Annotated in this window: 22 protein-coding genes; 6 read left to right on the plus strand and 16 right to left on the minus strand. The window is 49.0% G+C overall.

Going from position 1 to position 22,782, the window contains the following annotated elements; all coding sequences use genetic code 11:
* Positions 1–41: 41 nt before the first annotated feature.
* The gene (locus ACI4N7_RS04455; RefSeq protein ID WP_439732162.1) at positions 42–1,115 is read left to right on the plus strand and encodes an NAD(P)H-dependent flavin oxidoreductase; all 1,074 of its coding nucleotides are present in this window, start codon (positions 42–44) and stop codon (positions 1,113–1,115) included.
* Between the two features lie 122 nt (positions 1,116–1,237).
* On the opposite strand, the gene pyrE is transcribed toward ACI4N7_RS04455, so the two are convergent.
* The 5 genes from pyrE to ACI4N7_RS04480 all read right to left on the minus strand — a co-directional run bounded on the left by pyrE (position 1,238) and on the right by ACI4N7_RS04480 (position 5,644).
* Positions 1,238–1,825 carry an orotate phosphoribosyltransferase gene (gene pyrE, locus ACI4N7_RS04460; protein WP_439732163.1) on the minus strand — a complete coding sequence of 196 codons (588 nt, stop codon included), beginning with the start codon at positions 1,823–1,825 and terminating at the stop codon, positions 1,238–1,240.
* A complete protein-coding gene (gene pyrF, locus ACI4N7_RS04465; RefSeq protein ID WP_439732164.1) occupies positions 1,822–2,562 on the minus strand; it encodes an orotidine-5'-phosphate decarboxylase in 741 nt (246 codons plus the stop codon). Before pyrF ends, pyrE begins: the two co-directional genes overlap by 4 nt.
* A gap of 249 nt (positions 2,563–2,811) precedes the next feature.
* Positions 2,812–3,744 (minus strand): hypothetical protein, encoded by a 933-nt coding sequence (locus tag ACI4N7_RS04470; protein ID WP_439732165.1) that lies wholly within the window; start codon positions 3,742–3,744, stop codon positions 2,812–2,814.
* A gap of 10 nt (positions 3,745–3,754) precedes the next feature.
* Positions 3,755–4,702 (minus strand): phosphodiester glycosidase family protein, encoded by a 948-nt coding sequence (locus ACI4N7_RS04475; RefSeq protein WP_439732166.1) that lies wholly within the window; start codon positions 4,700–4,702, stop codon positions 3,755–3,757.
* Between the two features lie 57 nt (positions 4,703–4,759).
* Positions 4,760–5,644: a polysaccharide deacetylase family protein gene (locus ACI4N7_RS04480; protein ID WP_439732167.1), complete on the minus strand. Its 885-nt coding sequence runs from the start codon at positions 5,642–5,644 to the stop codon at positions 4,760–4,762.
* Between the two features lie 425 nt (positions 5,645–6,069).
* Here ACI4N7_RS04480 and ACI4N7_RS04485 point away from each other — a divergent pair, with 425 nt between their 5' ends.
* Positions 6,070–7,200, plus strand: a complete 1,131-nt coding sequence (locus tag ACI4N7_RS04485; protein WP_439732168.1) for an N-acetylmuramoyl-L-alanine amidase family protein — start codon at positions 6,070–6,072, stop codon at positions 7,198–7,200.
* Positions 7,201–7,214: 14 nt separating this feature from the next.
* Positions 7,215–7,769, plus strand: a complete 555-nt coding sequence (locus ACI4N7_RS04490) for a GerMN domain-containing protein (RefSeq protein WP_439732169.1) — start codon at positions 7,215–7,217, stop codon at positions 7,767–7,769.
* 161 nt (positions 7,770–7,930) lie between these two features.
* On the opposite strand, the gene ACI4N7_RS04495 is transcribed toward ACI4N7_RS04490, so the two are convergent.
* From ACI4N7_RS04495 to ACI4N7_RS04545, 11 genes are all read right to left on the minus strand, one after another.
* A complete protein-coding gene (locus tag ACI4N7_RS04495) occupies positions 7,931–8,749 on the minus strand; it encodes a hypothetical protein (RefSeq protein WP_439732170.1) in 819 nt (272 codons plus the stop codon).
* A gap of 127 nt (positions 8,750–8,876) precedes the next feature.
* Positions 8,877–9,347, minus strand: a complete 471-nt coding sequence (smpB, locus tag ACI4N7_RS04500) for an SsrA-binding protein SmpB (protein ID WP_439732171.1) — start codon at positions 9,345–9,347, stop codon at positions 8,877–8,879.
* A gap of 24 nt (positions 9,348–9,371) precedes the next feature.
* Positions 9,372–11,432, minus strand: a complete 2,061-nt coding sequence (gene rnr / locus ACI4N7_RS04505) for a ribonuclease R (RefSeq protein ID WP_439732172.1) — start codon at positions 11,430–11,432, stop codon at positions 9,372–9,374.
* Between the two features lie 171 nt (positions 11,433–11,603).
* Positions 11,604–11,840: a preprotein translocase subunit SecG gene (gene secG, locus ACI4N7_RS04510; RefSeq protein WP_439732173.1), complete on the minus strand. Its 237-nt coding sequence runs from the start codon at positions 11,838–11,840 to the stop codon at positions 11,604–11,606.
* Positions 11,841–11,998: 158 nt separating this feature from the next.
* A complete protein-coding gene (locus ACI4N7_RS04515) occupies positions 11,999–12,511 on the minus strand; it encodes an NYN domain-containing protein (RefSeq protein WP_439732174.1) in 513 nt (170 codons plus the stop codon).
* Positions 12,508–13,359 carry a 23S rRNA (guanosine(2251)-2'-O)-methyltransferase RlmB gene (gene rlmB, locus ACI4N7_RS04520; RefSeq protein ID WP_439732175.1) on the minus strand — a complete coding sequence of 284 codons (852 nt, stop codon included), beginning with the start codon at positions 13,357–13,359 and terminating at the stop codon, positions 12,508–12,510. The genes ACI4N7_RS04515 and rlmB overlap by 4 nt, the downstream gene beginning before the upstream one ends.
* Entirely contained in the window at positions 13,346–13,819 is a 474-nt protein-coding gene (locus ACI4N7_RS04525; protein ID WP_439732176.1) for a Mini-ribonuclease 3, read from the minus strand. Before ACI4N7_RS04525 ends, rlmB begins: the two co-directional genes overlap by 14 nt.
* On the minus strand, positions 13,809–15,254 hold the full coding sequence (gene cysS / locus ACI4N7_RS04530; protein WP_439732177.1) for a cysteine--tRNA ligase: 1,446 nt from the start codon (positions 15,252–15,254) through the stop codon (positions 13,809–13,811). Before cysS ends, ACI4N7_RS04525 begins: the two co-directional genes overlap by 11 nt.
* Positions 15,255–17,197: 1,943 nt before the next feature.
* The gene (locus ACI4N7_RS04535) at positions 17,198–17,569 is read right to left on the minus strand and encodes a P-II family nitrogen regulator (protein ID WP_439732178.1); all 372 of its coding nucleotides are present in this window, start codon (positions 17,567–17,569) and stop codon (positions 17,198–17,200) included.
* Between the two features lie 13 nt (positions 17,570–17,582).
* On the minus strand, positions 17,583–18,833 hold the full coding sequence (locus ACI4N7_RS04540; RefSeq protein ID WP_439732179.1) for an ammonium transporter: 1,251 nt from the start codon (positions 18,831–18,833) through the stop codon (positions 17,583–17,585).
* Between the two features lie 422 nt (positions 18,834–19,255).
* Positions 19,256–19,990 carry an NAD-dependent protein deacylase gene (locus ACI4N7_RS04545; RefSeq protein ID WP_439732180.1) on the minus strand — a complete coding sequence of 245 codons (735 nt, stop codon included), beginning with the start codon at positions 19,988–19,990 and terminating at the stop codon, positions 19,256–19,258.
* A gap of 338 nt (positions 19,991–20,328) precedes the next feature.
* Between ACI4N7_RS04545 and ACI4N7_RS04550 the strand changes: the two genes are divergently transcribed.
* The 3 genes from ACI4N7_RS04550 to ACI4N7_RS04560 all read left to right on the plus strand — a co-directional run bounded on the left by ACI4N7_RS04550 (position 20,329) and on the right by ACI4N7_RS04560 (position 22,505).
* The gene (locus tag ACI4N7_RS04550; RefSeq protein ID WP_439732181.1) at positions 20,329–20,892 is read left to right on the plus strand and encodes a hypothetical protein; all 564 of its coding nucleotides are present in this window, start codon (positions 20,329–20,331) and stop codon (positions 20,890–20,892) included.
* A 38-nt stretch (positions 20,893–20,930) separates the two neighbouring features.
* On the plus strand, positions 20,931–21,482 hold the full coding sequence (locus tag ACI4N7_RS04555; protein ID WP_439732182.1) for a LemA family protein: 552 nt from the start codon (positions 20,931–20,933) through the stop codon (positions 21,480–21,482).
* A 231-nt stretch (positions 21,483–21,713) separates the two neighbouring features.
* Positions 21,714–22,505: a TPM domain-containing protein gene (locus ACI4N7_RS04560; RefSeq protein WP_439732183.1), complete on the plus strand. Its 792-nt coding sequence runs from the start codon at positions 21,714–21,716 to the stop codon at positions 22,503–22,505.
* Positions 22,506–22,782 lie beyond the last annotated feature (277 nt).

Below are 22,782 nucleotides of genomic sequence, written 5' to 3' on the forward strand. Positions count from 1 at the left end.
AATATTTTAGTATTATATTTTTAAAACTATTGGAGAGTGACATGATGAATTTTCCAAAACTTCATATCGGTGATTTAACAGCCAATATCCCCATTATCCAGGGCGGTATGGGCATCGGCGTCAGCCTGTCGGGACTGGCAGGAGCCGTTGCCAGGGAAGGCGGCATCGGCGTTATTTCCGCCGCCCAGGTCGGATTCAATGAACCGGATTTCCGTACCAATACAGTAAAAGCCAATATCCGTGCCCTGAAGGATCAGCTCCGCCGGGCAAGAGAAAAGGCCAAAAACGGAATTATCGGAGTCAATATTATGTGGCGGGGGCAGAATTATGAAGATTATGCCCGCACTGCTGCAGAAAACGGTGCTGATATTATTTTCTCCGGTGCCGGACTTCCTGCAGACCTGCCGGCCTGCGTAGAAGGGACCGATACAAAAATTGCCCCCATTATCGGCTCTCCTAAAGCCGCCCGAGTCATTCTGAAGCTGTGGGCTAAGCATCATAACCGCACTGCTGATCTGGTGGTCATCGAAGGCCCTAAAGCCGGCGGCCACCTGGGCTATACAAGAGAGCAGGTCAAGATGCATGAAAGCGATGGGTACGAAAAAGAAATCGCTGAAATTCTTTCTGTGGTCAAAGAATTTGAGGAAAAATTCCATAAAAAAATTCCCGTCATTTTCGGCGGCGGCATTTTTGATAAAAAAGACATTGAACATTACCTGTCTCTCGGCCTTTCCGGCGTACAGATGGCTACCCGTTTTGTAGCAACCAAGGAATGTGATGCGTCTGAGGCTTTTAAGAATATGTATGTAAAGGCTAAGGAAACCGATGTAACGATTGTTCAGAGCCCTGTACATATGCCGGGCCGTGCACTTCTCAATCCTTTCGTCTGCGCTGTCCGCCAGCGCCGTATGCCTGTGACCAACTGCTTCCACTGCCTGAAGACCTGTGATCCCGGCACCACGCCCTACTGCATTACCCAGGCCCTGATCCGCGCCGTCAGGGGTGATGTAGACCACGGCCTTGTCTTCTGCGGAGCCAATGCCTGGAGAATCAACAAAATCACCACGGTTCATGACCTCTTCAGAGAACTGGTGGAAGGGCCGGCAAAAGCATAAGCGAAAAAGAAGAAAAAGCTGAACTGTTCCGGTGAGCTGAAGGCACAGCTTTTCCGAACATACAGAAAATAAAAAGCTGCAAGGTCTTCTGACCTTACAGCTTTTTTGATTGCAAAATCCGATTATTTCAGATGATGGCTTCCCCGTTCCGTAATGGGTACGCCTGCCTTGCAGAGAGGGCATTCTTCCGGTTTGTAGGTAGGAACGGTGAGATGAAGAAGAGGATATACCTTTTCCTTGGGAACGCCGAAATCAGCCTTGCCGCCGGAACGGTCCACGAAGAGGCCGATGCCTACGATATCACCTTTAGCCTTATTGACTACGTCTACCACTTCTTTAATGGAGCCGCCGGTGGTAACAATATCTTCAACAATCAGCACCTTTTCGCCGGGAGCGATTTTAAATCCGCGGCGCAGTGTCATTTTTCCATTTTCTCTTTCGGTGAAAATGGAACGTACGCCCAGAAGACGGGCTGTCACCTGAGAAAGGATAATGCCGCCGGTAGCCGGTCCGATGACCGTTTCAATGCCCATATCCTTAAAGTGGTTGGCAAATTCACGGCACAGCTTTTCTGTGTATTCCGGATGCTGGAGAACATTGAATTTTTCTACATAGAGAGGGCTGTGAAGGCCGCTGGTGAGAAGGAAATGGCCTTCCAGAATTGCTTTCGTTTCTTTCAGTAAAGATTCTACTTCTTTTTCGTTCATCATGCATTCTCCTTTATTTCCTTTAAAATCAGACGGGCTGCAGCGCAGGGATCAATGGCCTGGGTAATAGGACGGCCGATGACAAGCATGGAAGATCCATCCTTGAAGGCCTCCGACGGGGTAGCAATACGCTTCTGGTCATCAGTCTGGGCAAAAGAAGGACGGATGCCCGGCGTAACGATGAGGAAATCATCGCCAGCCATCTTGCGGATGGAAGAAGCTTCCCGAGGAGATGCCACAACGCCGTCTACGCCGGAATCTCTGGCAAGCTGGGCCAGTTCCAGTACATGATCCTGGATGGGGAGATGGCCTCCCACTTCCTGCCAGCCCTGGTCATCAAAGCTGGTCAATACGGTAACAGCCAGAATCTTCGGCCGTTCCACTCCCAGCTCATCCGCAGTAATCTTTGCATACCTAGCTGCTGCCTGCATCATCGCTCTGCCGCCGCCTGCATGCACCGTAATCAGGTTCACGCCCAGTCTGGTAACAGACGCCACGCTGTGGCCGACGGTATTGGGAATATCATGAAGCTTCAGGTCCAGGAATACCTTCTTGCCATGGTCTTTCAGATACCGGATGGTCTCGCTTCCGGCGCTGTAGTAAAGTTCCATGCCTACCTTGTAATAGGAAACCAGATCTCCCAGTTCATCTACCAGTTCTTTCATCTTGTCGAAAGAATCCACGTCCAGAGCCACGATAAGGCGGTCGTCCGCTGTGTAGATTTCTTCTTTCTCGTCCATTCACGTTCTCCCTTCCTGCTTTTACAGATATATCTGAAATATTATACCATTTTGCAGACATTCTGACATCTTGTTTTTTTAGGAAATAAGGCTGATTTGGAGAGGAAATGCCATGGCCCGGCAGGGTTCTGTTTTCTGATGTTCCGGAAATCCTGCAGTCTTGCGGGGAAATAAAAAAGCCCCTGATGATATGTATCCCTTTTACCGGATATCCGGTAAAGAAAGTACATATCGTCACGGACTTTTCTCTTATTTTCCTGCCTGGGAAGCAGCTTCCTTGATCATATGCATAGTAACGGAATTGAATTCCACAGGCGAATCCAGCGCTTTGACTTCTTTGAAGCCCACGCCCAGTTTTCCGGTGTAGTAAGCAGTGACGTCTCCCTTGGTGTTGATTTTCACCGCATAAATGGTCTTATCCTCATCTACGCCAACCAGACGGAATGCGCCGGGCGGAGAGATCACACGCCAGGAGCTGTCATCGCCGTTAAAGGTATACAGAATGCCCTTCTGGCTGTCATCATAGAAAAGACGGTCCTTATCATAATAAACGGCAATTTTACCGATATGAGAAGTCTGAATGTAAATGCGGCGGGTATCGTAGTTGGCATCAGTACGGTAAATGCGGTAGAGGCCCTTGCCCACTTCCATTTTCATATATACCGCATTGGTAGCCGTAGAATAGGCCACATCCACAATTTTGGAATTCCGGGGAAGATCCCTGATGGGCGCATCGGATTCATGGGTAGTGCCGTCAGGATTGTAACGGGCCAGGGTCACATCCCACCGGCCGCCGCTCCAATGGATCGGATACAGGGCCATCAGTGCCAGATTCCTGTCCGGCATCCATTCAAAGAAGGAAACGCCCTGGTTTTTCAAATCCACGTTCTGGGGATTTCCCAGATCATCGGCCTTATAAATGGTCACCGTATCTGCGGTTACATCAGCCATGTATTTATAGTCATGGGAATAGTAGGCTTTTCCTTTTACGCTGACCTTGGCAAAAAGCTTCTTTCCTTCCTTTTCCGCTGCTTCAGCTACTTTATCCTTCACATCGGACATATCATAGTCACCGCTGGAAAGAGGAGCAAAGAGGACACGGTCCATATAGAGATAGGCGCCGGCCTGAATGCCCAGTCCAAGGACGAAGCACACTGCCAGCTGGACAAATTTCTTATTCACCCTGTCCTCCTTATTTCACAATAAATGCGGTTGGAATCATTCGCTCGCCAAGGAGATCCGCCGGTTTATTCACAACCTTGCCGTTGTAATACAGAGTAGTGGAAGAACCGCCGTCCAGGTTGGCTGCAATATAGGCACCGTTTTCATAAAGAATATTCTGGGAATCCACCAGGGTTGCGCCGATGCTGTACCCCGGCTGCCGTCCGTCGATAACCAGGAAGAGGATAGTGCCGTCCTTCTTCTGCCCGATGGCGGAGCGAGGAGAAATCCCCCATCCGCCGTCGCCGCTCTTAATGACTTTCTGCCCGTTGATGATGAGCGGCGGACCGAAGGTCAGTCCCTCAATGGCACCCAGATCCCGAAGCTCCTTCTTATTGTAATTGCCGGCTATCAGGTTTCCGCTTTTGGTCATGCCTACAAAGTCTACCTTTTCATTGTCATCCACCTGCTGTCCCAAGAGGTACTGCCCCTTGTGCAGGATGAATCCGTAGGGAAGACGCCCTGTGCCTGTGCCGTTGGGGTCATAGAACCCGCCGCCGTTAATGGCAGCCACGGCATTGTTTTTCTTGGCAATGTTGCTGGTGGTATCCCCTTTTTCGTTAATATCTTCCGCCGTGGCTACTTCTACACGGGTAGGATTGGGGATTTCCAGGAGATAGCCAACGAAACGGGACGTTTCGATTTTTTTCAGATTCAGTGTGGAATCCGTTCTGGGCTTGAAAGAGAACATTTTCTGCGTATCCGTCGTCTTCACTACGCCAAGAATCTGATTCAGCTCACTCTGGGAATAGAGCCAGGTAATATACTGGGGATGACGGGACCGCATAATGGCCCCTACTACGGCTCGTTTCAGATTTCCAAAGGGCCCGAAGAGGACCACAATGGGTGAAGTGATGATAAAGAAAAGCAGCGTAACAATAATGAACTTGAAAATAAAGCTGTGAAATATGCGTTTCATTCTTGCTCCTACACAATAAAGAGTCTGCCGGACGGAAAGAAGCGGGGAGCCGTGTCCTTATACCGGCGCGTAATTATCCTTATTCAGCCGTTCAGAGAACCGGGCCAGGGAAATATCATTGCCTATGTACACCCGTTTCAGTTCATAGGGATAGCTTCCTACATGAACTCTGCCGGAATCGGTGGTTACCGCCATCTTGATGCCTGCCTTCTTGCAGATTTCCACCACCTGGTCGTCATAGTCGCCATAGGGATAGGCCAGCCAGGCATTGTCAATGCCAAGATGATATTTCAGTGCCTGGTTTGCTTCTACGATTTCTTTCTCTTTTTCCTTGGCAGTAGCCAGATTATGGAGTTTGGGATGAGACAGGGTATGGTTGGCAATAGTGACTGTATGGCTGTCAGCCATTTCCTTCAGCTGATCCCAGGTCATACGGTTATAGGGCTTGCCCACATCATCGGTAATCAGGAACAGGGTCCAGGGGAAACCGTATTCCTTCATCATGGGATACACAATGGTATAGCTGTCAAGATAGCCGTCATCAAAGGTAATGCATACCGGCTTTTCAGGAAGCGGAGCCCCTTTGGTAATATAATCATAGAGTTCCTGCATGGTAATGGGATGATATCCGTGATCCCTGAGATAATTCATCTGCAGGCGCAGGTTGGCTTCCGTCATGACGGCAGCATTATTGGGGATGTTCCCGATCATATGATACATGAGAATGGAAACCCCTTCCGGAACGCTGTATGTTACAGACGGATCCCTTTTCACATAGGCTGTCCCCGGCTTGAGCTGGGCATCAGAAACAGCGGCAGCGGAAGAAGCAGCTTTGTTTCCTTCCGGTGCACATCCGGTCAAGGCAGATACGGAAGCAGAGAAAAGCAGCACCGCAGCAGCTGCAGCGGCAGCTTTTTTCCACCCTTTTGATAATGCTTTCACTTGAAAATAACCCCTTTGTCCAAATTTCAACTGTACCTATTTAGGCAATATAGATTATTTTACTACGATTCCGGCTCTTTGGCTATCAAAAGACGAAATTTATCACCATAAATGAGAAAATATCATACAGTATATGCTGTTCGTACTATTATTTCTTCGGTTTTTGATAAAAAACAGGAGAATTTCCATCGAGCAGGAATAGAAAAACATAAAAAAGTGATATAATAAAAGTTACTACATAAAAACTGCTGCTGCACCAGATTGTGCATCTGCGGCAGTACTGAAAATTCTTTGTTCTGTCCCATAGACCGCCTCTGTGATTCCGGCAGGGAAAGGCTGTCCCGGGGACCGGGCATGGCTCTGCATCTGCGCTTACCCTGCGCAGGCATCTGTCCATGCAACTTATTTCCAGAAAGGACTATATAATGATAAAAAATTTCATCCGATTCCTTCTTATTCTGGCTGCATGCCTTATGCTGCCGTCCGCATCCCAGGCTCTGGCCAAAGATGCCCAGGTAACTGCCCTCCGCTGGACTTCCCGCAATGACGGCAATCCTCCCTTTGTACGCATTGCCATGGATCTTTCCAAGGCCGTTCATGCAGAAGCAGCCATTGACAATTCCGGAAAAAATTTTGAAGTCATTCTGCGGAATACCACCATGGGCAATGTAGCATCCCAGTATGATATGGACAAAAGAGCCATTGATTTTGCTACCCTCTCCCAGAAGGACGGAGATACCTATCTGGATGTGGCTCTGACCAAATCCCAGAAAATCGATGATATCCGTGTCTTTGCCCTTCGCCCGGATGCCAAGATGAAAAAGCCCCATCGTCTGGTCGTCGATATTCCTGTCATCGGAGCCAAACAAACCTATACGAAAAAAGCCTCTTCCTCCGCTGCTTCTTCCAATGCTTCCTCTTCCAACTACCAGAAAAAAACATACAATGTATCTGATGACGCCAAGAGCGTATTAAAAGGAAAAATTATCTGCATTGATCCCGGTCACGGCGGCACGGATGTAGGTGCCATCGGCCATGTGGGAAACAAGGATGTGTATGAAAAGAACATTACCCTTTCCATTGCCCTTCCTCTCCGCGATATGCTTACCTCTGCCGGAGCCAAAGTAGTGATGACAAGAGAAACGGATAAAGATGTATACGGTCCCTGGGCTGATGCGGATCCTGAACTGCAGGCCCGCTGCGATGTAGCCAATGAAGCCCATGCAGATGCTTTCGTATCCATTCACATTGACTCCTTTACCAACTCCTCTGTAGACGGCACCACTGCCTACTACAATGCTAAAAGTTCCAGAGACCTGCTGCTGGCTCAGATGATGCACCAGGCCACCCTGAATTCCCTTTCCATTCCGGACAGAGGCGTAAAGTCCAATGATTTCTATGTCAATGTACATACCGCCATGCCTTCCGTACTCATGGAAATGGGCTTTATCACCAATGATCACCGTCTCAAAATGTTGACATCCAGCTGGGGCCCCAGAGGCATTGCCCAGAGTTTGTTCAACGGACTGGTTAACTATTTTGCCGCCATTGCCTGAGGAGGAATATTTCCATGAATAAAAAATCTCTGATTTCCCTGCTGGCTGTTTCCTCTCTGGCCCTGTCACTGGTCTTTTCGGGCTGTGCACCTCAAAACGGAAGCCAGCCTGCCCAAAGCCTGTCTCCCAAAGCAGCCTCTTCAAAAGCTGCCATACCGGCTGAAGCAGAAGCAACCCTGCTCTACTATAAAGCCTCTGATGATGGTCTGAAAATTATTCCCCAGTCCATGAAAGTCAAAGCCCGTGACCGTACTGCCAAGACCGCCCTGGAAGAAATGATCCGCGCGGATCGAAAGGCCAAATACCCCATCCTTCCTGCCGGTCTTTCCCTGAAAAGCATTGCCATCAAAGAGGGGACTGCCTATGCAGATTTCAGCAGCGAGCTGAACAGTCTGAAAGGCGAAACGGCTGAATCTCTTTTCATCGCCATGACGGTGGATACGCTCACTGAATTTCCCAATATTAATGAAGTCGTCATCCGAACGGAAGGAAAATCCCCGAAATTCCAGATGGATATGACAAAGCCCTTCAAACGGGATGAAAGTTACATACAAATGGAAAAGAAATAAACCGTAAAAAGCATCTGCCCAAAGGACAGATGCTTTTTTACGGTTCAGATGTACAACTCCCTGCATGCAAAATGTTGTCAGATGACGAATCTGCCCGTCGGTTTCTCCTGCGCAGTCCTGACTGCATAAAAATACGTCTGCTTCATCAGCAGACGCATTTTTTATTTTTCTTCTTTTTCCAATACTTCAATATCTCCATCTGCAAAGGCAGCAGGATAGGTATATTCTTTTTCCGTTTCCCTGAACTTCACTGTCATGCGGCCATCACTGATTTCCATGATAACGCCTTCGCCGTAAAGAGGAGAAATGACCAGCGTGCCTTCACCCAGGGAAATAAAGCGGGTGTTGCCGCGATGGGTTTCCTTTGCCCTGTGGGGAACCACTTTCGCCTTCCGTTCCGGCTTTGTCTGTTCCGGTACCCGGTAGGTCCGTTCCTTTCCCTTATGCGGTTCTGCCTTCTTCTCCTTTTTATCATGAGGAAAAGCACTGTTTAAAAGTTTGGACGGAAGCCCCATGGGATACATGACATGTTCTCCCGTCTTTTCATAGGTTACATAGACGCCCCGTTCCGTAATCCGGCTGACCACGCCTTTACCCAGAGTTTCATCTGTGACTTCCAGGCCTACTTCAGCCTCTTTCTTCCGGGATTTCTGCTCTTTGGAAACAGGTTTTCCCTGATCCGGCTGTACATCAAAGGTAAAGACTTTCTTTTCCATAGGCCGGCCCAGAGGCGCAGGCTTTCCTGCTCTCCGCGGTGCTTCCGTTCTCTTTCTTCTGGGAATGACCTTCTCCACATCCCCGAAAGCTACAGTAATTCCTTCTTCCGTTACCTTGCGTACAATACCTACGCCCAGTCTGCGGTCTTCAAATTCAACACCCGGTTCCAGTTTCCGTTTGAAACGGCTGCCGGGTGCACCTTTTCTATCCCTGTGGAAGGGCTTTCTGTTTCCTTTGTGAAAAGGCTTTTTGTCTTTGTCCATGTTCTCTCCTTACTACAAGCTATCCTGTCTATGTATGATTCTATTCTTTTTATTATACCAGTATTGTACAAGGGTTCAAAGAGTGAAAAGGGGTGCAGCCGCTTGACAGCAGCGCCCCTGCTGACGCTCAGTCCAGCCGCTGGGTCTTTATTCTTCTGTCCAGATCCCTTTTCGCTGCTTTTTCAGCCATATCCTGCCGTTTATCATACAGCTTTTTGCCGGTAGCCGTACCGATTTCCACTTTTACCTTTCCATGCTTGAAATACATTTTCAGCGGAACCAGGGTATAGCCCTTTGTCTTCAGCTTCATTTCGATCTTACGAATTTCCTGCTTATGGAGAAGCAGTTTTCTCGTACGCAGAGGATCATGGTTGAAAATATTTCCCTGCTCATAAGGGCTGATATGAGCATTCCAGAGATAAACTTCTCCCTTCTCCACCTTGGCAAAGCTGTCCCGTAAGTTCACGCGGCCGGCGCGGATGGATTTGACTTCCGTTCCCGTAAGTGCGATGCCGCATTCGTAGGTATCGTGAATGAAATAATTATGATAGGCCTGCCGGTTGGCTGCAATCGGCGGTGCCGTTTTTTCTTTTTTCATGAAAAACCTCCTGCAGGAAAGAAATTATTTTTTCTTTCCGCTTTTTTTGCCCCCGGTATGGCTCTTTCCTTTTTTATCCTTCTTCTTGGAATGGGATTTGGAGCGGGAAGAGGTTCTGGTCTTTTTCTCCAGACTCAGGGGCGAGTGGATTTCTCCCAGTACGAAGTCCACTTCCCGTCTTTCTTTATCCGCCTTTACCAGCGTGACCCGCACCGGCATGCCCATGGCATAGGTAGTGCCGGAGAACCGGCCCTTCATGGTCATGGTATCTTCCTGGTAAACATACTCGTCATCATCCATGGAGTCCACATGTACCAGTCCTTCTACACCGTTGTCAAGGCCTACGAAGATACCGAAGCGCGTAATGCCGGTAATGCGCCCGTCAAAGGGTTCGCCCACAAAGGGAACCATGTATTCTGTCATTTTCAGATCATCTACGTCTCTTTCCGTTTCCGTAGCATTCTGTTCCGTTTCAGAGCAGTGTTCTGCAGCACGGATAAGGAATTCCGTCTGTTTTTTCCTCTGCTGCTTTGTCATTTCATCATGAAGCGCCTGGCGGATGAGACGGTGTACCATAAGATCAGGATAGCGGCGGATCGGAGAGGTGAAATGGGTATAGCAGGTGCTGGCAATACCGAAATGGCCGGTATTATCAGTGCTGTAGCAGGCCTGCGGCAGGGAGCGCAGGGTCATAACCTGCACCACGGCTTCAATATCCTGTCCTTTTACTGTTGCCAGCAGTTTCTGGATGTCCTTCGGCTCCGGGTCTTCCGGAATATGAATGGGGAGCCCCATAATGGCAATCAGCCGCTTCAGGGAGTTCAGCTTTTCCTGATCCGGATGATCATGAACCCGGTATACAGACGTATGACCGGTCTTTTCCAGGAAACGGGCCACTGCTTCATTGGCAGCAATCATAGCATCTTCAATCATCATTTCCGCTTCCCCGCGAACCCTTTTTTCAATGCGAAGGGGCGTGCCGTCTTCATCCAGCACTACTTTGTATTCGGGGAAATCGAAATCAAGGGCGCCCCGGCGGCTGCGGTTCTGCCGAAGAGCCCTGGCGCACGCCCGTAAATCCTCCAGCATGGGAAGGTGAAGCTTCAAATCATCAGGAGCAATGCCTTCGGAAAAAGCCTTGTTGATTTCCGGATAATTGCACCGTCTGGCTACACGAACCATGGAAGGAGTAATGCGTTCTGTTGTCACTGTGCCGTCCGGCGCCACATCCATCATGCAGGACATGGCATAGCGGTCTTCATCATGATTGAGACTGCAGAGATCATTGGAAAGCTGGAAAGGAAGCATGGGAATCACCCGGTCTGCCAGATACACACTGGTGCCTCTCCGGTATGCTTCATCATCCAGAAGAGAGCCCTTCGTCACATAGCGGGACACATCGGCAATATGTACTCCCAGGGCATAGTGGCCGTTTTCCTTCTTTTCGCAGTACACCGCATCATCCAGATCCTTGGAGTCCGGACCGTCGATGGTGACAATCGGCATATTCCGGTAATCCTCTACCCCTTTTTCCGGCAGAATATCCCGAGGCAGACTGTCTGCCTCCTTCATGAGATCATCAGAAAATACATGAGGCAGCCGGTGCTGAGCAATGATCACATCAATGTCCAGACCTTTGTCTCCTTTATAGCCGATGATTTCAGTGACTTTGCCTTCTGCATCCGTCCACTGTCCCGGCCAGCGGGTGACCTGCACCATGACGCGGGCACCGGTGACAGCTCCCATTTCCTGTCCTTCAGGGATTTCTATCACCATATCCACCTTTTCATCAATGGGCACAGCCTCTCCGCCGCCTTCAAGCATTTCATAGGTGCATACGAAACTGTCATCCGCCCGTTCAATGACCCGGGTAATCCGCCCTTCCGTATTGTGACGGCCGGTTTCACTCTTCATGGTCTTGACTTCGACCGTATCATTATTGACTGCGTTCAGGTGATCTTTCTCCGCAATATACACATCCTCATGGTCATCATCGGTGAGCAGAAATCCGAAACGTCCATAAGACTTGTACACCCCCGTAAGGACAACCCCCGGTTTATAGGGCAGCAGCTCCTTCTTTTCCATATCTATCTCCTCTATGTAAACTCTCTCCTTCATGGATGCACTGACTCTCAGGATCCCATGAAATTACAAATAAAATCAGCGCTTTCTATAGTAAGACTACATGAAATGGCTCCTCGGTGCAAGGGCCAAATAAAAAAGAGGCCTGCTCCCGGCAAGCCCCTTCCTCTCTTATCAGAAAGTATTCATGTATCTTCCCAGCACCAGGCAGAGAACAGCAAACATGGTTCCAAAGACTATGGTGAATTTGGAGAGCACTGCATCCTTGCCGCGGGTCTTGCCGCCGGCCATATTTTCAGTGCCTCCGCCAATGGCAGAGCCCATACCGGCCTGTTTCGATTCCTGTCCTACCACCACTACAATTAAAAGCAATGAAACCACAAGGGTTAATCCGATCAAAAAGTACTTCACGCTGAATCCTCCTCTGCACCTGCCTCAATCAGGGCAGATACGGTCTTTCTTACACTGAAATGTAATCATTAAACCTTATTTTATACTAATCCTTATTGCCGGTCAACTGTATTTTTGCATTCGTGTGCCGACTATGCGGAACAGGCCCAGCTGCTGCCCTATTTTCCGCTTCTCAGCTTATCCAGCTTTTCCTGTACCGACAGGGGTATGGCTCTCCCGATTTCACTTCTGAGATTGCCATAATTATTCCGGGAAATGAATGTTTCCTGTACCTGCTTGTCTTCCTGCACGGCCCGCATAAGGTCTGAAACCGGCACCCGGTAGGCTCCGTTTCCCAAGACCTGGCTCTGCTCGGGGCCGTCAGAGGTAACCACGAAGATATGCCTGTATTCTTCCCGCCGGAGATAGGATTCCTTTTCAATATAGGAATCTGCCGTCATCCGCCGGGGTGTAAAAACGACAGTAAAACTGGACGCCAGTTCCTCTACCTTGACCTTGGTAGAATTTCCCTGACCGTCAAAGGCAATAATGACTTCTATATTATTATGTGCACCGAAGTCCTGCATGAGATCCACCAGCTTCTTGCGGGAGGATTCCAGATCACTCCGGTCAAACATGTCCGGTCTGCCGAATATGACATTATAGCCGTCTACCAGGTATAAATCTTTCATGACTCAGCCCTCTGTTTTGCCGCTTCATACATAAGAAGTGCCGCAGCCACAGATACATTCAGGGAAGACACCTTTCCCTTCATAGGAATTCGCACGCAGAAATCACACATCTTCCGAGTCAGGGGACTGACACCTTTTCCTTCCGCGCCCATCACAATCACCAGGGGGCCCTTCAGATTGGCATCGTAATAGAGACTTTCTCCGTCCATGTCCGCTCCCACGACCCAGAAGCCCTTTTCCTTCAGCATTTCCAGGGTCTGCCGGATATTTCCCGTCTGGCAGACAGGAAGATAGGCAAAAGCGCCGGCCGCTGTCTTCATGGCTGCTGCCGTCACCGGCGGGCTTTTATGCTTCGGCAGAAGCACCGCTGCTGCCCCGGCACATTCCGCCGTGCGGACAATGGCTCCCAGATTGCGCACATCTTCCAGCCCATCCAGAAGGATGAGGAAAGGATCCTTTCCTTCCCATTCCGACAGGATATTTTCCAGGTCCGCATATTCGTAAGGCTTCAGAAGAGCTGCTGTCCCCTGATGCACCACACCGCCGGCCATATCATCCAGCCGTTCTTCACTGACTTCTTCTACCGGTACACCCTGTTTTTCCGCCAGAGATGCCAGAGAAATCAGGCGTTCATCTTTCTTTCCTTCCTTGATGAATACCCTGCGGACACCATGACTTTTCAGAAATTCAGAAACGCTGTTTCTACCGCAGATCAGAAGAGAATCGGAAGCCCCTTCCTTTTTTACAGGCCTCTTTCTTCTGCCATCCCTGCCGGAAGAAGAGAAGGATTTCCTGTCTCTGCCCTGTCTGCCTCTGAAAGATGTTTGATCTCTTTTATCCGTTTTCATGGCTCATTTCTCCTGCCACATACCTCAAGCTTTTTTCCAGAATGAAATCCAGCCGCTGCTTCTGTCCGGAAAGATAGAGATACCCCAGCAGGGCCTCAAAAGCCGTAGATTCCCTGTACTCTTCCACCGTAGCGCTCTTGGGCACATGGGAGCTTGTATTTCTGGCCCTTTTGGACACCTTCAGCTCCCGTTCATTCAAAAGCTCTCTGATTTCAAAAAGAATGCGGCTCTGCCAGCGGGCGGATACAATTTCCGAGGCCAGACTGTTTAAAATCTGCACATTATAAATGCCCGTATCAATCAGGGCTTTCCGGATAAAGAAAGACCAGCAGGCATCTCCGATGTAGGCCAGCGTCAGCGCATCCATGGAAAAGACCTCCTGTTCATCAAGAACAGGAGATGCTTTGCCGATTTTATGAGCCATCTGTTTTTTCAGAAATAAGACTCTCTTAAACTCCACGTTTCTTCCACCTTGCTCCTGTAGGAGTATCTTCAATCACAATACCGATTTCTCCCAGTTTATCCCTGATTTCATCAGCCAGCTGGTACTGTTTTGCCTTTCTGGCAGACTGGCGTACGGAAAGGATGACATTCATGAGATCATTGTAGTCCTTGTCATCATAAGCTTCCGTCTTCTTCCATTCTTTTTCCAGAATGCCCAGGATATCCAGGATCGTCTTGAAGGCTTTTCCCGCTTTTTCCAGAGAAGCCTTGTTGAAGCCGGTACCGCCGTGCACATCGTTGTAGTACACATTGATTGCCTTTGCCAGATCAAACATGGCACCGGTAGCCAGGCCTGTATTGAAATCATCATCCATGGCCTCATGGAAGACCTTCATATCATCTTCTGCTGCCTTTTCAAGTGTCTGGGATGCTTCTGTCACATCAGTGCCTTCTCTGCCGGACAGTTCCTTCACCCTGGCAATGACATCCTTCAGCTTATCCATGTTCTTTTCTGCTTCTTCCAGGCGGTCATCAGAGAAATCAAGCGGACTTCTATAATGGGTGGAGAGCAGGAAATAACGGAGTGCATCACCGGAATATTTTTCCAGCACATCCTTGACCAGGAAGAAATTATTTAAAGATTTGCTCATCTTTTCGGAATTAATGGTAATGAAGCCATTATGGAGCCAGTAATCAACAAAATGGCATCCCGTGCAGCCTTCCGACTGGGCAATTTCATTTTCATGGTGCGGGAAAATCAGATCGGAACCGCCGCCATGGAAATCAAAGGTTTTCCCCAGATAATGGATGGACATGGCAGAGCATTCAATGTGCCAGCCCGGACGGCCCTTGCCCCAGGGGCTTTCCCAGAACGGTTCACCCGGCTTTGCCGCCTTCCACAGAGCGAAATCGCCGGGATTCTTCTTTTCATCATTGACTTCAATGCGGGCGCCTGCCAGCATATCTTCAATCTTTCTGCCGGAAAGTTTCCCGTAATCCTTGAAAGTGGAAATATCATAATATACGTCGCCGCCCAGCACATAGGCATGGCCTTTTTTAATCAGGGTCTCTACCATATGAATAATGTCAGCCATATGTTCAGACACTCTTGGATATACATCGGCCCGGCGTACGTGAAGGGCATCCATCACCTGGAAATAAGCATCGATGTAGCGGTCGGAAATCGTCTTCCAGTCCGTACCTTCCGCATTGGCCTTATTGATGATCTTATCATCCACATCGGTGAAATTCTGTACAAAGGTCACTTTGTAGCCTACATATTCCAGATACCGGCGGATCACATCCCAGGTTACAGCCGGACGGGCATTACCGATATGGGGATGATTGTAAGGCGTTACCCCGCAAACATAAATCTTTGCTTCCCCCGGGGTAATGGGCTTGAATACTTCCTTTTCCTTCGTCAGTGTGTTATAAACCTTAATCTCTTCCATTTAGACTCCTCCATTAGAGTGATTTTTTATATAAAGATATGATAAGCCTGCTTTTCCTTGACAACAGTGACACATGTTTATCATCTTCTTTCATGAAATCAGCGTGCCGGTGAACTGGTGGACCGGTACACAAGTTTCCATTCAAAAGGCCGCCGCCTCACAGAGACGGTGGCCCGTTATTCCACTCTGTCGGCCAAAGCCGCGCATAGCCGTATCGTCGACCCACGGAAAAGGATACTTGATTCCCCTTTTCAGCTCACAAATGCATTTCCTGAAAGTTCTTCAGGCATTTCCACCATCCATGCCCTCTCTGAAGAATCGCTGTCAGTACTTCTTCTGCTCATCGCCTGATATATAGTAGATTTTACTGGAAACCTCATATAAATAAGCATTCGCAGCTGACCTGGCTTTTGACCCCACACTCGCCTGCTGGAGCGTTCGCTACCCGGTGTCTTCCTCTCACTACTGACCCTCTCGGTTTTCCCGGCAGGACTTACTTCTAAACCGCACCATGCTCAGCAGGATTTTCCTGCGTTACGTGGATCGCTTTGGCTGCGACTACCATCGACTTTCAGCCACAGACCTGCAATGCTTATTTATTATTATAGATTCGACAGGTCAAACCTGTCAATATGAAATCTTTGCGGCCCGGGTGCAGAGGGCTTATAAGGTTCAGAGGGTGTGGTATCGCCCTTCGGGAGATAAGTATAAAGTCAGCGTTACGGGATTTATTTTTGTGTCTCCTGTGCTGCATGACACAAGTGCCGGAGGACAAGCCTGCCGGTTCTGTGCTTGTTTTCGGACCTATCCTCAGTTCCAATCTCATTTCCAGGGAAGTCTCCTCCGCCTTTGGCAAAATACCATTCATGCCGTATCCACTACTTTTCCGGATAAATATTTCAATGAAAGGTTATATAAACAAAGGGCTTATGCAATATAAATGTATGGAGATGGAAATCAGAAAGCTCTCCATGGAAGGATTCTATTTTCAGTCTGTCATGTATATCGCAAATATTCCGGCCGGAATACCGCTTTGGCATCAGAAAAAGCCACGAATCCCTGTATACAGGCTTCTGAATTCCCTCCCCGGTTTCCCAGGGCCCGGGGAAATCAGAACGGATTCTGCAGGTTCGTAAAAGCATGACCACAAAACAAAAACACGGATACCATTCCCTGCAGCATGAGCCCGCATTCCCGGACCACAAGAGCAGGGTGACTGCAGGACTTTCCTGTATGCTCAGCCTGCCGCCTGATTCTGAGAAGATCGCAATACTGACTGGCACGAATCTGTATCCGTGTTTTTGTGCTGCCTTTCCACCCGAAAGTATCGGGCGTCGTTTTCACGCTGAAAATTGAGCAGGGAGATTTCAGGCCTTCGCTCAAAATGACAATGGGATAGAGAAGCATTTGTGTCATTTTTTCAGGTATAAATGCAGAAGCGTTACTCTCAATCATAGAAATAAAAAGCAGCCTCCTATGAAGCTGCTTTTCCAGCACAAAGAAACCCGGTGCCTCCCCATCCCCTATGCCCAATGAGTTCGGTGTCTGACTCGGTCAACAGCCGCTGCTGTACATGGAGTACGACGGCTCGCGCCGGAACAGAGTCTCCCGTCATTTCTGCCGTAATAGATGATAAAGTCCTGGATTTCCTTGTGATTTCTTGTTTAGCCCTCTCGGCCGAGTAAGGCGAGGGAGAAAAGCGGTACCTTTTTGGCTCTGCCGCTCCATACAATCATTTCTTATGCGCATCTGGGAAATATATGGAGCGGTTTCTGTCAAAACCGCGGGCTTTTCATGGCCCTCTACTATATATATACCGCGAGACTCAAAAATGTGAAAAGAAAATGTGAAATTTTTCGGAAAAACTTTCTTTAGTACGTTAAAGAAAAAGGACTGCAAAAGAAATGATGACCATTTCTTCCCAGTCCTTTTTCTTTGATGATTCAGGCCTTATCGTCGATAATGGCGGCGCCGCCGCTTTCTCCTGTGCGGATTTTGACAGCAGTGGTGAGTTCGGAGACGAAAATCTTTCCGTCTCCCACGTGGCCTGTGTTGCAGGTGTCGCGGATGGTCTGGATCAGTTTTTCCAGAGGTGTTTCATAAATAACGATTTCTATTTTGATTTTTGGCAGAAGGTTCACGGAGAGTACGTTGCCTCTGTAAATTTCTTCCTGTCCATGGGTAAGGCCGCAGCCGTAGACTTCGGTCACGGTAATGCCGGTGACGCCGATTTCATACAGTTTGTCTTTCAGTTCTTCCAGTTTTTCAGGACGAATGACAGCGTCTACTTTATAGATTTTCTTTTCTGTATTCATAGGATTCCACCTCTTATAACTTATTATACGCTCTTTCACCATGGGCAATCAGGTCGAGGCCCTGCGCTTCTTCGGAAGGTGTAGCACGGACTTTCATGAAGCAGCCTACCACTTTGATGATGAGGGCGGTCATGACGACAGCCACAATCATGCCGGTCACAATGCCTGTAATCTGGGGAATCATCTGAGCAGGGTTGCCGTAGAGAAGTCCGTCAGCACCGGCATCATTAATGGTCTTTGTGCAGAACACGCCGGTCATCAGAGCGCCCCATACACCGCCCATGCCGTGGCAGCCGAAGGCATCCAGGGAATCATCATAGCCGAATTTGGTTTTAACGCAGGAAACAAAGAAGTAGCAGATCATCGGAGTGGTAAGACCAATGAAGAAAGCTGCATTGGCATCCACAAATCCGGCAGCCGGAGTGATGCCTACCAGGCCGGTCAGGATACCGGTCATCAGGCCCAAGGCAGTCATCTTCTTATGAATAATTTCTTCAATAATAATCCATACAAGGCCGGCGGTGCAGGAAGCAATGCCTGTATTGGCCAGAGCCTGTGCCATAACATCAGAAGCAGTCAGTCCGGCACCGGAGTTGAAGCCGAACCATCCCAGCCAGAGGAAGCTGCCGCCAAGGCATACATAAGGAATGTTGTGAGGGCGGAGAGAAAGAATGCCGTATCCTTTTCTTTTGCCGATAAGGATGGCAGCGGTGAGAGCGGAGAATCCGGAGGTTACATGAATAACGGTGCCGCCTGCAAAGTCAAGTGCTCCCATATCACGAATGAATCCGCCTACGCCCCATACCATGTGGCACATGGGGTCATAGACCAGAGTGCCCCAGAGGAGAATGAAAACACAGTAGGCAGGGAAACGGGTTCTTTCAACAATACCGCCGCTGACGATGGCCGGTGTCAGAATAGCAAAGGCCATCTGGAACATGGCGAAGAGAATATGAGGAATGGTTTCGGAATAGTCCGGATTAGCAGCCATGCCGACGCCGTGGAAGAAAGCCCAGTCCAGATTGCCGATAATGCCGCCCACATCAGGGCCGAAGGAAATGGAATATCCGTAAATAAACCACTGTACGGTAAAAATAGCCAGACATACCATGGACATCATAATGGTATTAATCGTATTTTTACGGCGTACCAGACCGCCATAGAAAAAGGCCAGCGCCGGAGTCATAATCAGAACCAGAAGGGTGGCGATTGCCATGTAGGCCATATCTGCCCCGTTTAATTTACTTTCTTCATCTGCCGCCATGGCAATTCCCGGAAGGAAACATGCTCCGAGGAAGGCCGGTAAAAGATATTTTCGCATTGTAACAAGTCCTTTTCTGAAATAAAAAAAGCCGCCTGGAATCCCTAAAATTTCCATAGCAGCACCATCACCCATTTTTATGAAATTATACAAAGAAGGTTCCTGGGCTTCTTTGTTTTCTTGCTCTGTTTTATTATTTCGTTCTTACGCTGTCTACCCTTTTCCGCGATGGACTGAAATCATCACTGACACCTCCAAAAGAGAAAGGGCCTGCATACGAAACGTACGCAGGCCCTCTTGCCTTGTGTTTTATTATGGTACCTATTATACACAGGACATTCATAGAATGCAAGGGGAAAATGATAAGGGAAAGAGAATTCTCCCGGGAGCGTCGATGTAAACCCTATGAAGGAATCAGCGCTTCCCTAGCCTACTGCCTCTCCCAGGACCTTGCCCACACTGTCATGGAACACGAGATCACAGGCACTGTCTTTTCCCGTTTCATCCTGGTTAATCATAACCAGCGCATCTCCGGCAAAATAATCAATGAAACCGGCCGCCGGATACACCACCAGACTGGTGCCTCCGATAATCAGCATATCCGCCGTCTGGATCGTGTCCATGGCATCCTGCATGGTATCCATATCCAGCGGTTCTTCATAAAGCACTACATCCGGCTTGATGATACCGCCGCAGAGGGGGCAGTGAGGCACCGGGCTGCAGAGAGAAAGGAAACGCATGACGTCGAATGAATGGCCGCACCGGGTACAGAAATTCCGCAGAATGGATCCATGAAGCTCCATGACATTCCGGCTCCCCGCCTTCTGGTGAAGTCCGTCAATGTTCTGGGTTACGATGCCGGAAAGACGTCCCTGCCTCTCCAGCTCAGCCAGCGCATAATGGGCCCTGTTCGGTCTGGCAGCCACCATGGCTTCGGCAAAGTTTTTATAGTTTTTGAAAAACTCTTCTGTATGTTCCTCATAAAAGTGATGGGACAGCATTTCTTCCGGCGTCCAGGGAAGATTCGTTTTCTGGCGGTAAATTCCATTGGCTCCGCGGAAATCAGGAATATTGGATTCCGTCGATACGCCGGCGCCGCCAAAGAAAACGATGTGGTGATGGGTCTGAATCATATGCTCCAGCCTTTCCATATCAGTCATGATGGTCTCCCTTCTGCCCGATGGCAAAATGCAATGGTTCTTTTCTATTATTGTACCATTTCCGGTAAAGGGAAAAGAGGTAAAAAGAAGGTCCGCTTTGAAGAGTGCAGAAAGTTTCTGCGTTTCACAGGACAGAGCATGACATTGGCATCTCTGCCGCAATAAGCGGCATTTTCCCCGTGCACAGTACGAGGAAGAGGATTGTATCAGATCCGCAGAGCACCGTAAGGCCCTGATGCCTGCCGCAAATGATTTTTACTATTCTTTCCCTGCATTGACAAGGCCCCTGTCATCACCTATGCTAAAGATAGTTACAGATACAGAAGGAGGAATTCATTATGTCTCAGCTTACATTGGCGAAAGCCAAAGAAATTTTACCGAAGTATACTACTGAAGACCATCTTTTTACCCATGCTGTGGCAGTCAGCGCCGCTATGGGAGCCATGGCCGATTATTTCCATGCTGATAAGGATCACTGGGAAGCTATCGGCTATCTCCACGATGTGGATTACGAAAAATACCCGAATGAACACTGCCATCATGTACGGGAATTTCTGGAACCTGAGGGCGTGGACGAAGAGGATATCAAAACCATTATTTCCCATGGCTGGGGAATCTGTGATAATGATGTCGAACCGACCACGGACATTGAAAAAAGCCTTTTCACCGTTGATGAACTCACCGGCGTGGTTATGGCTTATGCACTCATGCGTCCCGAAGGAATCACCGGCATGGAACTGAAAGGACTGAAGAAAAAATTCAAAGACAAGCGTTTTGCTGCCGGCTGCAGCCGGGATGTCATCAAAAAAGGCTTTGCCATGCTGGGGCTTGATCCCGGCATTGTCATGCAGGCCTGCATTGACGGCATGACGGCCCACAAGGAAGAACTGGGCCTGAAATAAAAGAATTTCTTTCCCATTCTGCTCCCAAGGAGGCTCTTATGAAAAAACTGATAATCATTATTGCCGCCATTCTTGTCATCGCCGGCGGCCTGGCCAGCTCCTACAACGGTCTGGTCACCATGCATGAACAGGTAAATGCATCCTGGGCCCAGGTCGATACCCAGCTCCAGCGCCGGGCTGACCTGATCCCCAATCTGGTGAATACGGTCAAAGGCTACGCCTCCCATGAACAGGAAGCCATAAAAGCAGTAGCCGATGCCCGTTCCAAACTGCTGAACGCTTCCACCCCGGAAGATAAAATCAATGCCAACGGCGAGCTTTCCAATGCTCTGGGCCGTCTGCTCATGGTGGTGGAAAATTACCCCAACCTGAAAGCCAACCAGAATTTCCTGGCTCTCCAGGATGAGCTGGCAGGTACGGAAAATCGGATTTCTGTTGCCAGAAGAGACTACAACAACGCTGTACAGCAGTATAATGCCAAAATTCATTCCTTCCCCACCAGTCTCTATGCTTCGGCTTTCGGTTTCACCGATGCTCCCTATTTCAAAGCCAATGAAACGGCCAAAGCAGTTCCCAAAGTACAGTTTTAAGGAAGCGCTGATTCAGCAATGATAGGATGTATTCTTTTCGTTTTATGTATTACAGGGAACAGGATGACACAAACAGTACGCTGTTTGAGAAGTCTTCATGATGCAGTAATGCAATACATATAAAAGAAACCCCTATGAATGAATCTTCACAAATGCTTGATTCTGTACCGGAGAAGCAGTGATCCCACAAAATGGAATCATCATTTCTCCGGATACGGAAAGGAGGATACCATGAAACGGATTCAAAGGCTCCTTCTTGTCCTTGTGTCCCTGATTTTCACATGGCTCTCCCTCTGCTCTGTGCTGGCGGCCGACACTTATCCCCCGCCGCCTTCCAACTCTTTCTATGCGGAAGACTATACCGGCACCCTGAGCCGGGAGGCAAAGAAGCATATCAATGAAACAGGCTATGCCCTGGATCAGAAAACCCATGCCCAGGTAGTGGTGGTCATGGTTTCCTCCGTTCCTGACGGGGACATGGACTCCTATGCCAACGGCCTTTTCCGAAGCCGCGGTTTGGGAGACAGGGAAAAAAATAACGGCGTTCTTCTTCTCATATCCATGCAGGACAGAAAAGCCCGCATCGAAGTCGGCTATGGTCTGGAAGGCGCCATTAACGATGCCAAAGCAGGCCGTATGCTGGACACCTTCCTTATCCCTTCCTTCAAACAGGGCGCCTACAGTGAAGGCGTAACTTCCACCTATGATGCCATCCTGCGGACCGTGATGAAAGAATACGGCCTTACCTCTCTGGATGGGCTTTTCGATGCTTCACAGTCCCGGGAAACGGAAAGTTCCGGCTATGAAGACATAATTCCTCCTTTAGGGATTCTCATTCTTCTCGTGATTGACTGGACCCTGCTGGGCGGACGCATCACCCGTTTCCTTCTCCTTCTCCTCTTCATGGGACGGGGAGGCGGTCATGGTGGAAGCGGCGGCTATGGCGGAGGCGGTTTTGGAGGAGGCGGCGGATTCGGCCGCGGCGGCTCCTCCGGCGGCGGCGGTGCCGGCCGTGGATGGTAACAGTCCGCCTAACAGCTGAGTGTCAGAGGAATTGATAAAAGTTTTTCTAAATTGACGCCTTACGACCGAGGGTTCTCAAGCCTGACAGGCCTGCAGCGGCTGCATGAAGCCTCTGCCCCCCTTGCTTCCGAAATACATCCTGATTTCTTAAGGAAGCGCTGATTAAATCAATGTTTGCTTTTATTCTTGAAATTTTATGCAATGCAAGGAATGGGACGACGTGAATAGCGAGCTATTTAAGGAGTTCCATGACGAAGCAGTGCATAAAATTTCTTAT

Origin of the sequence: Dialister sp. (genome assembly GCF_051885895.1) — a bacterium.
GTDB lineage: Bacteria > Bacillota > Negativicutes > Veillonellales > Dialisteraceae > Dialister.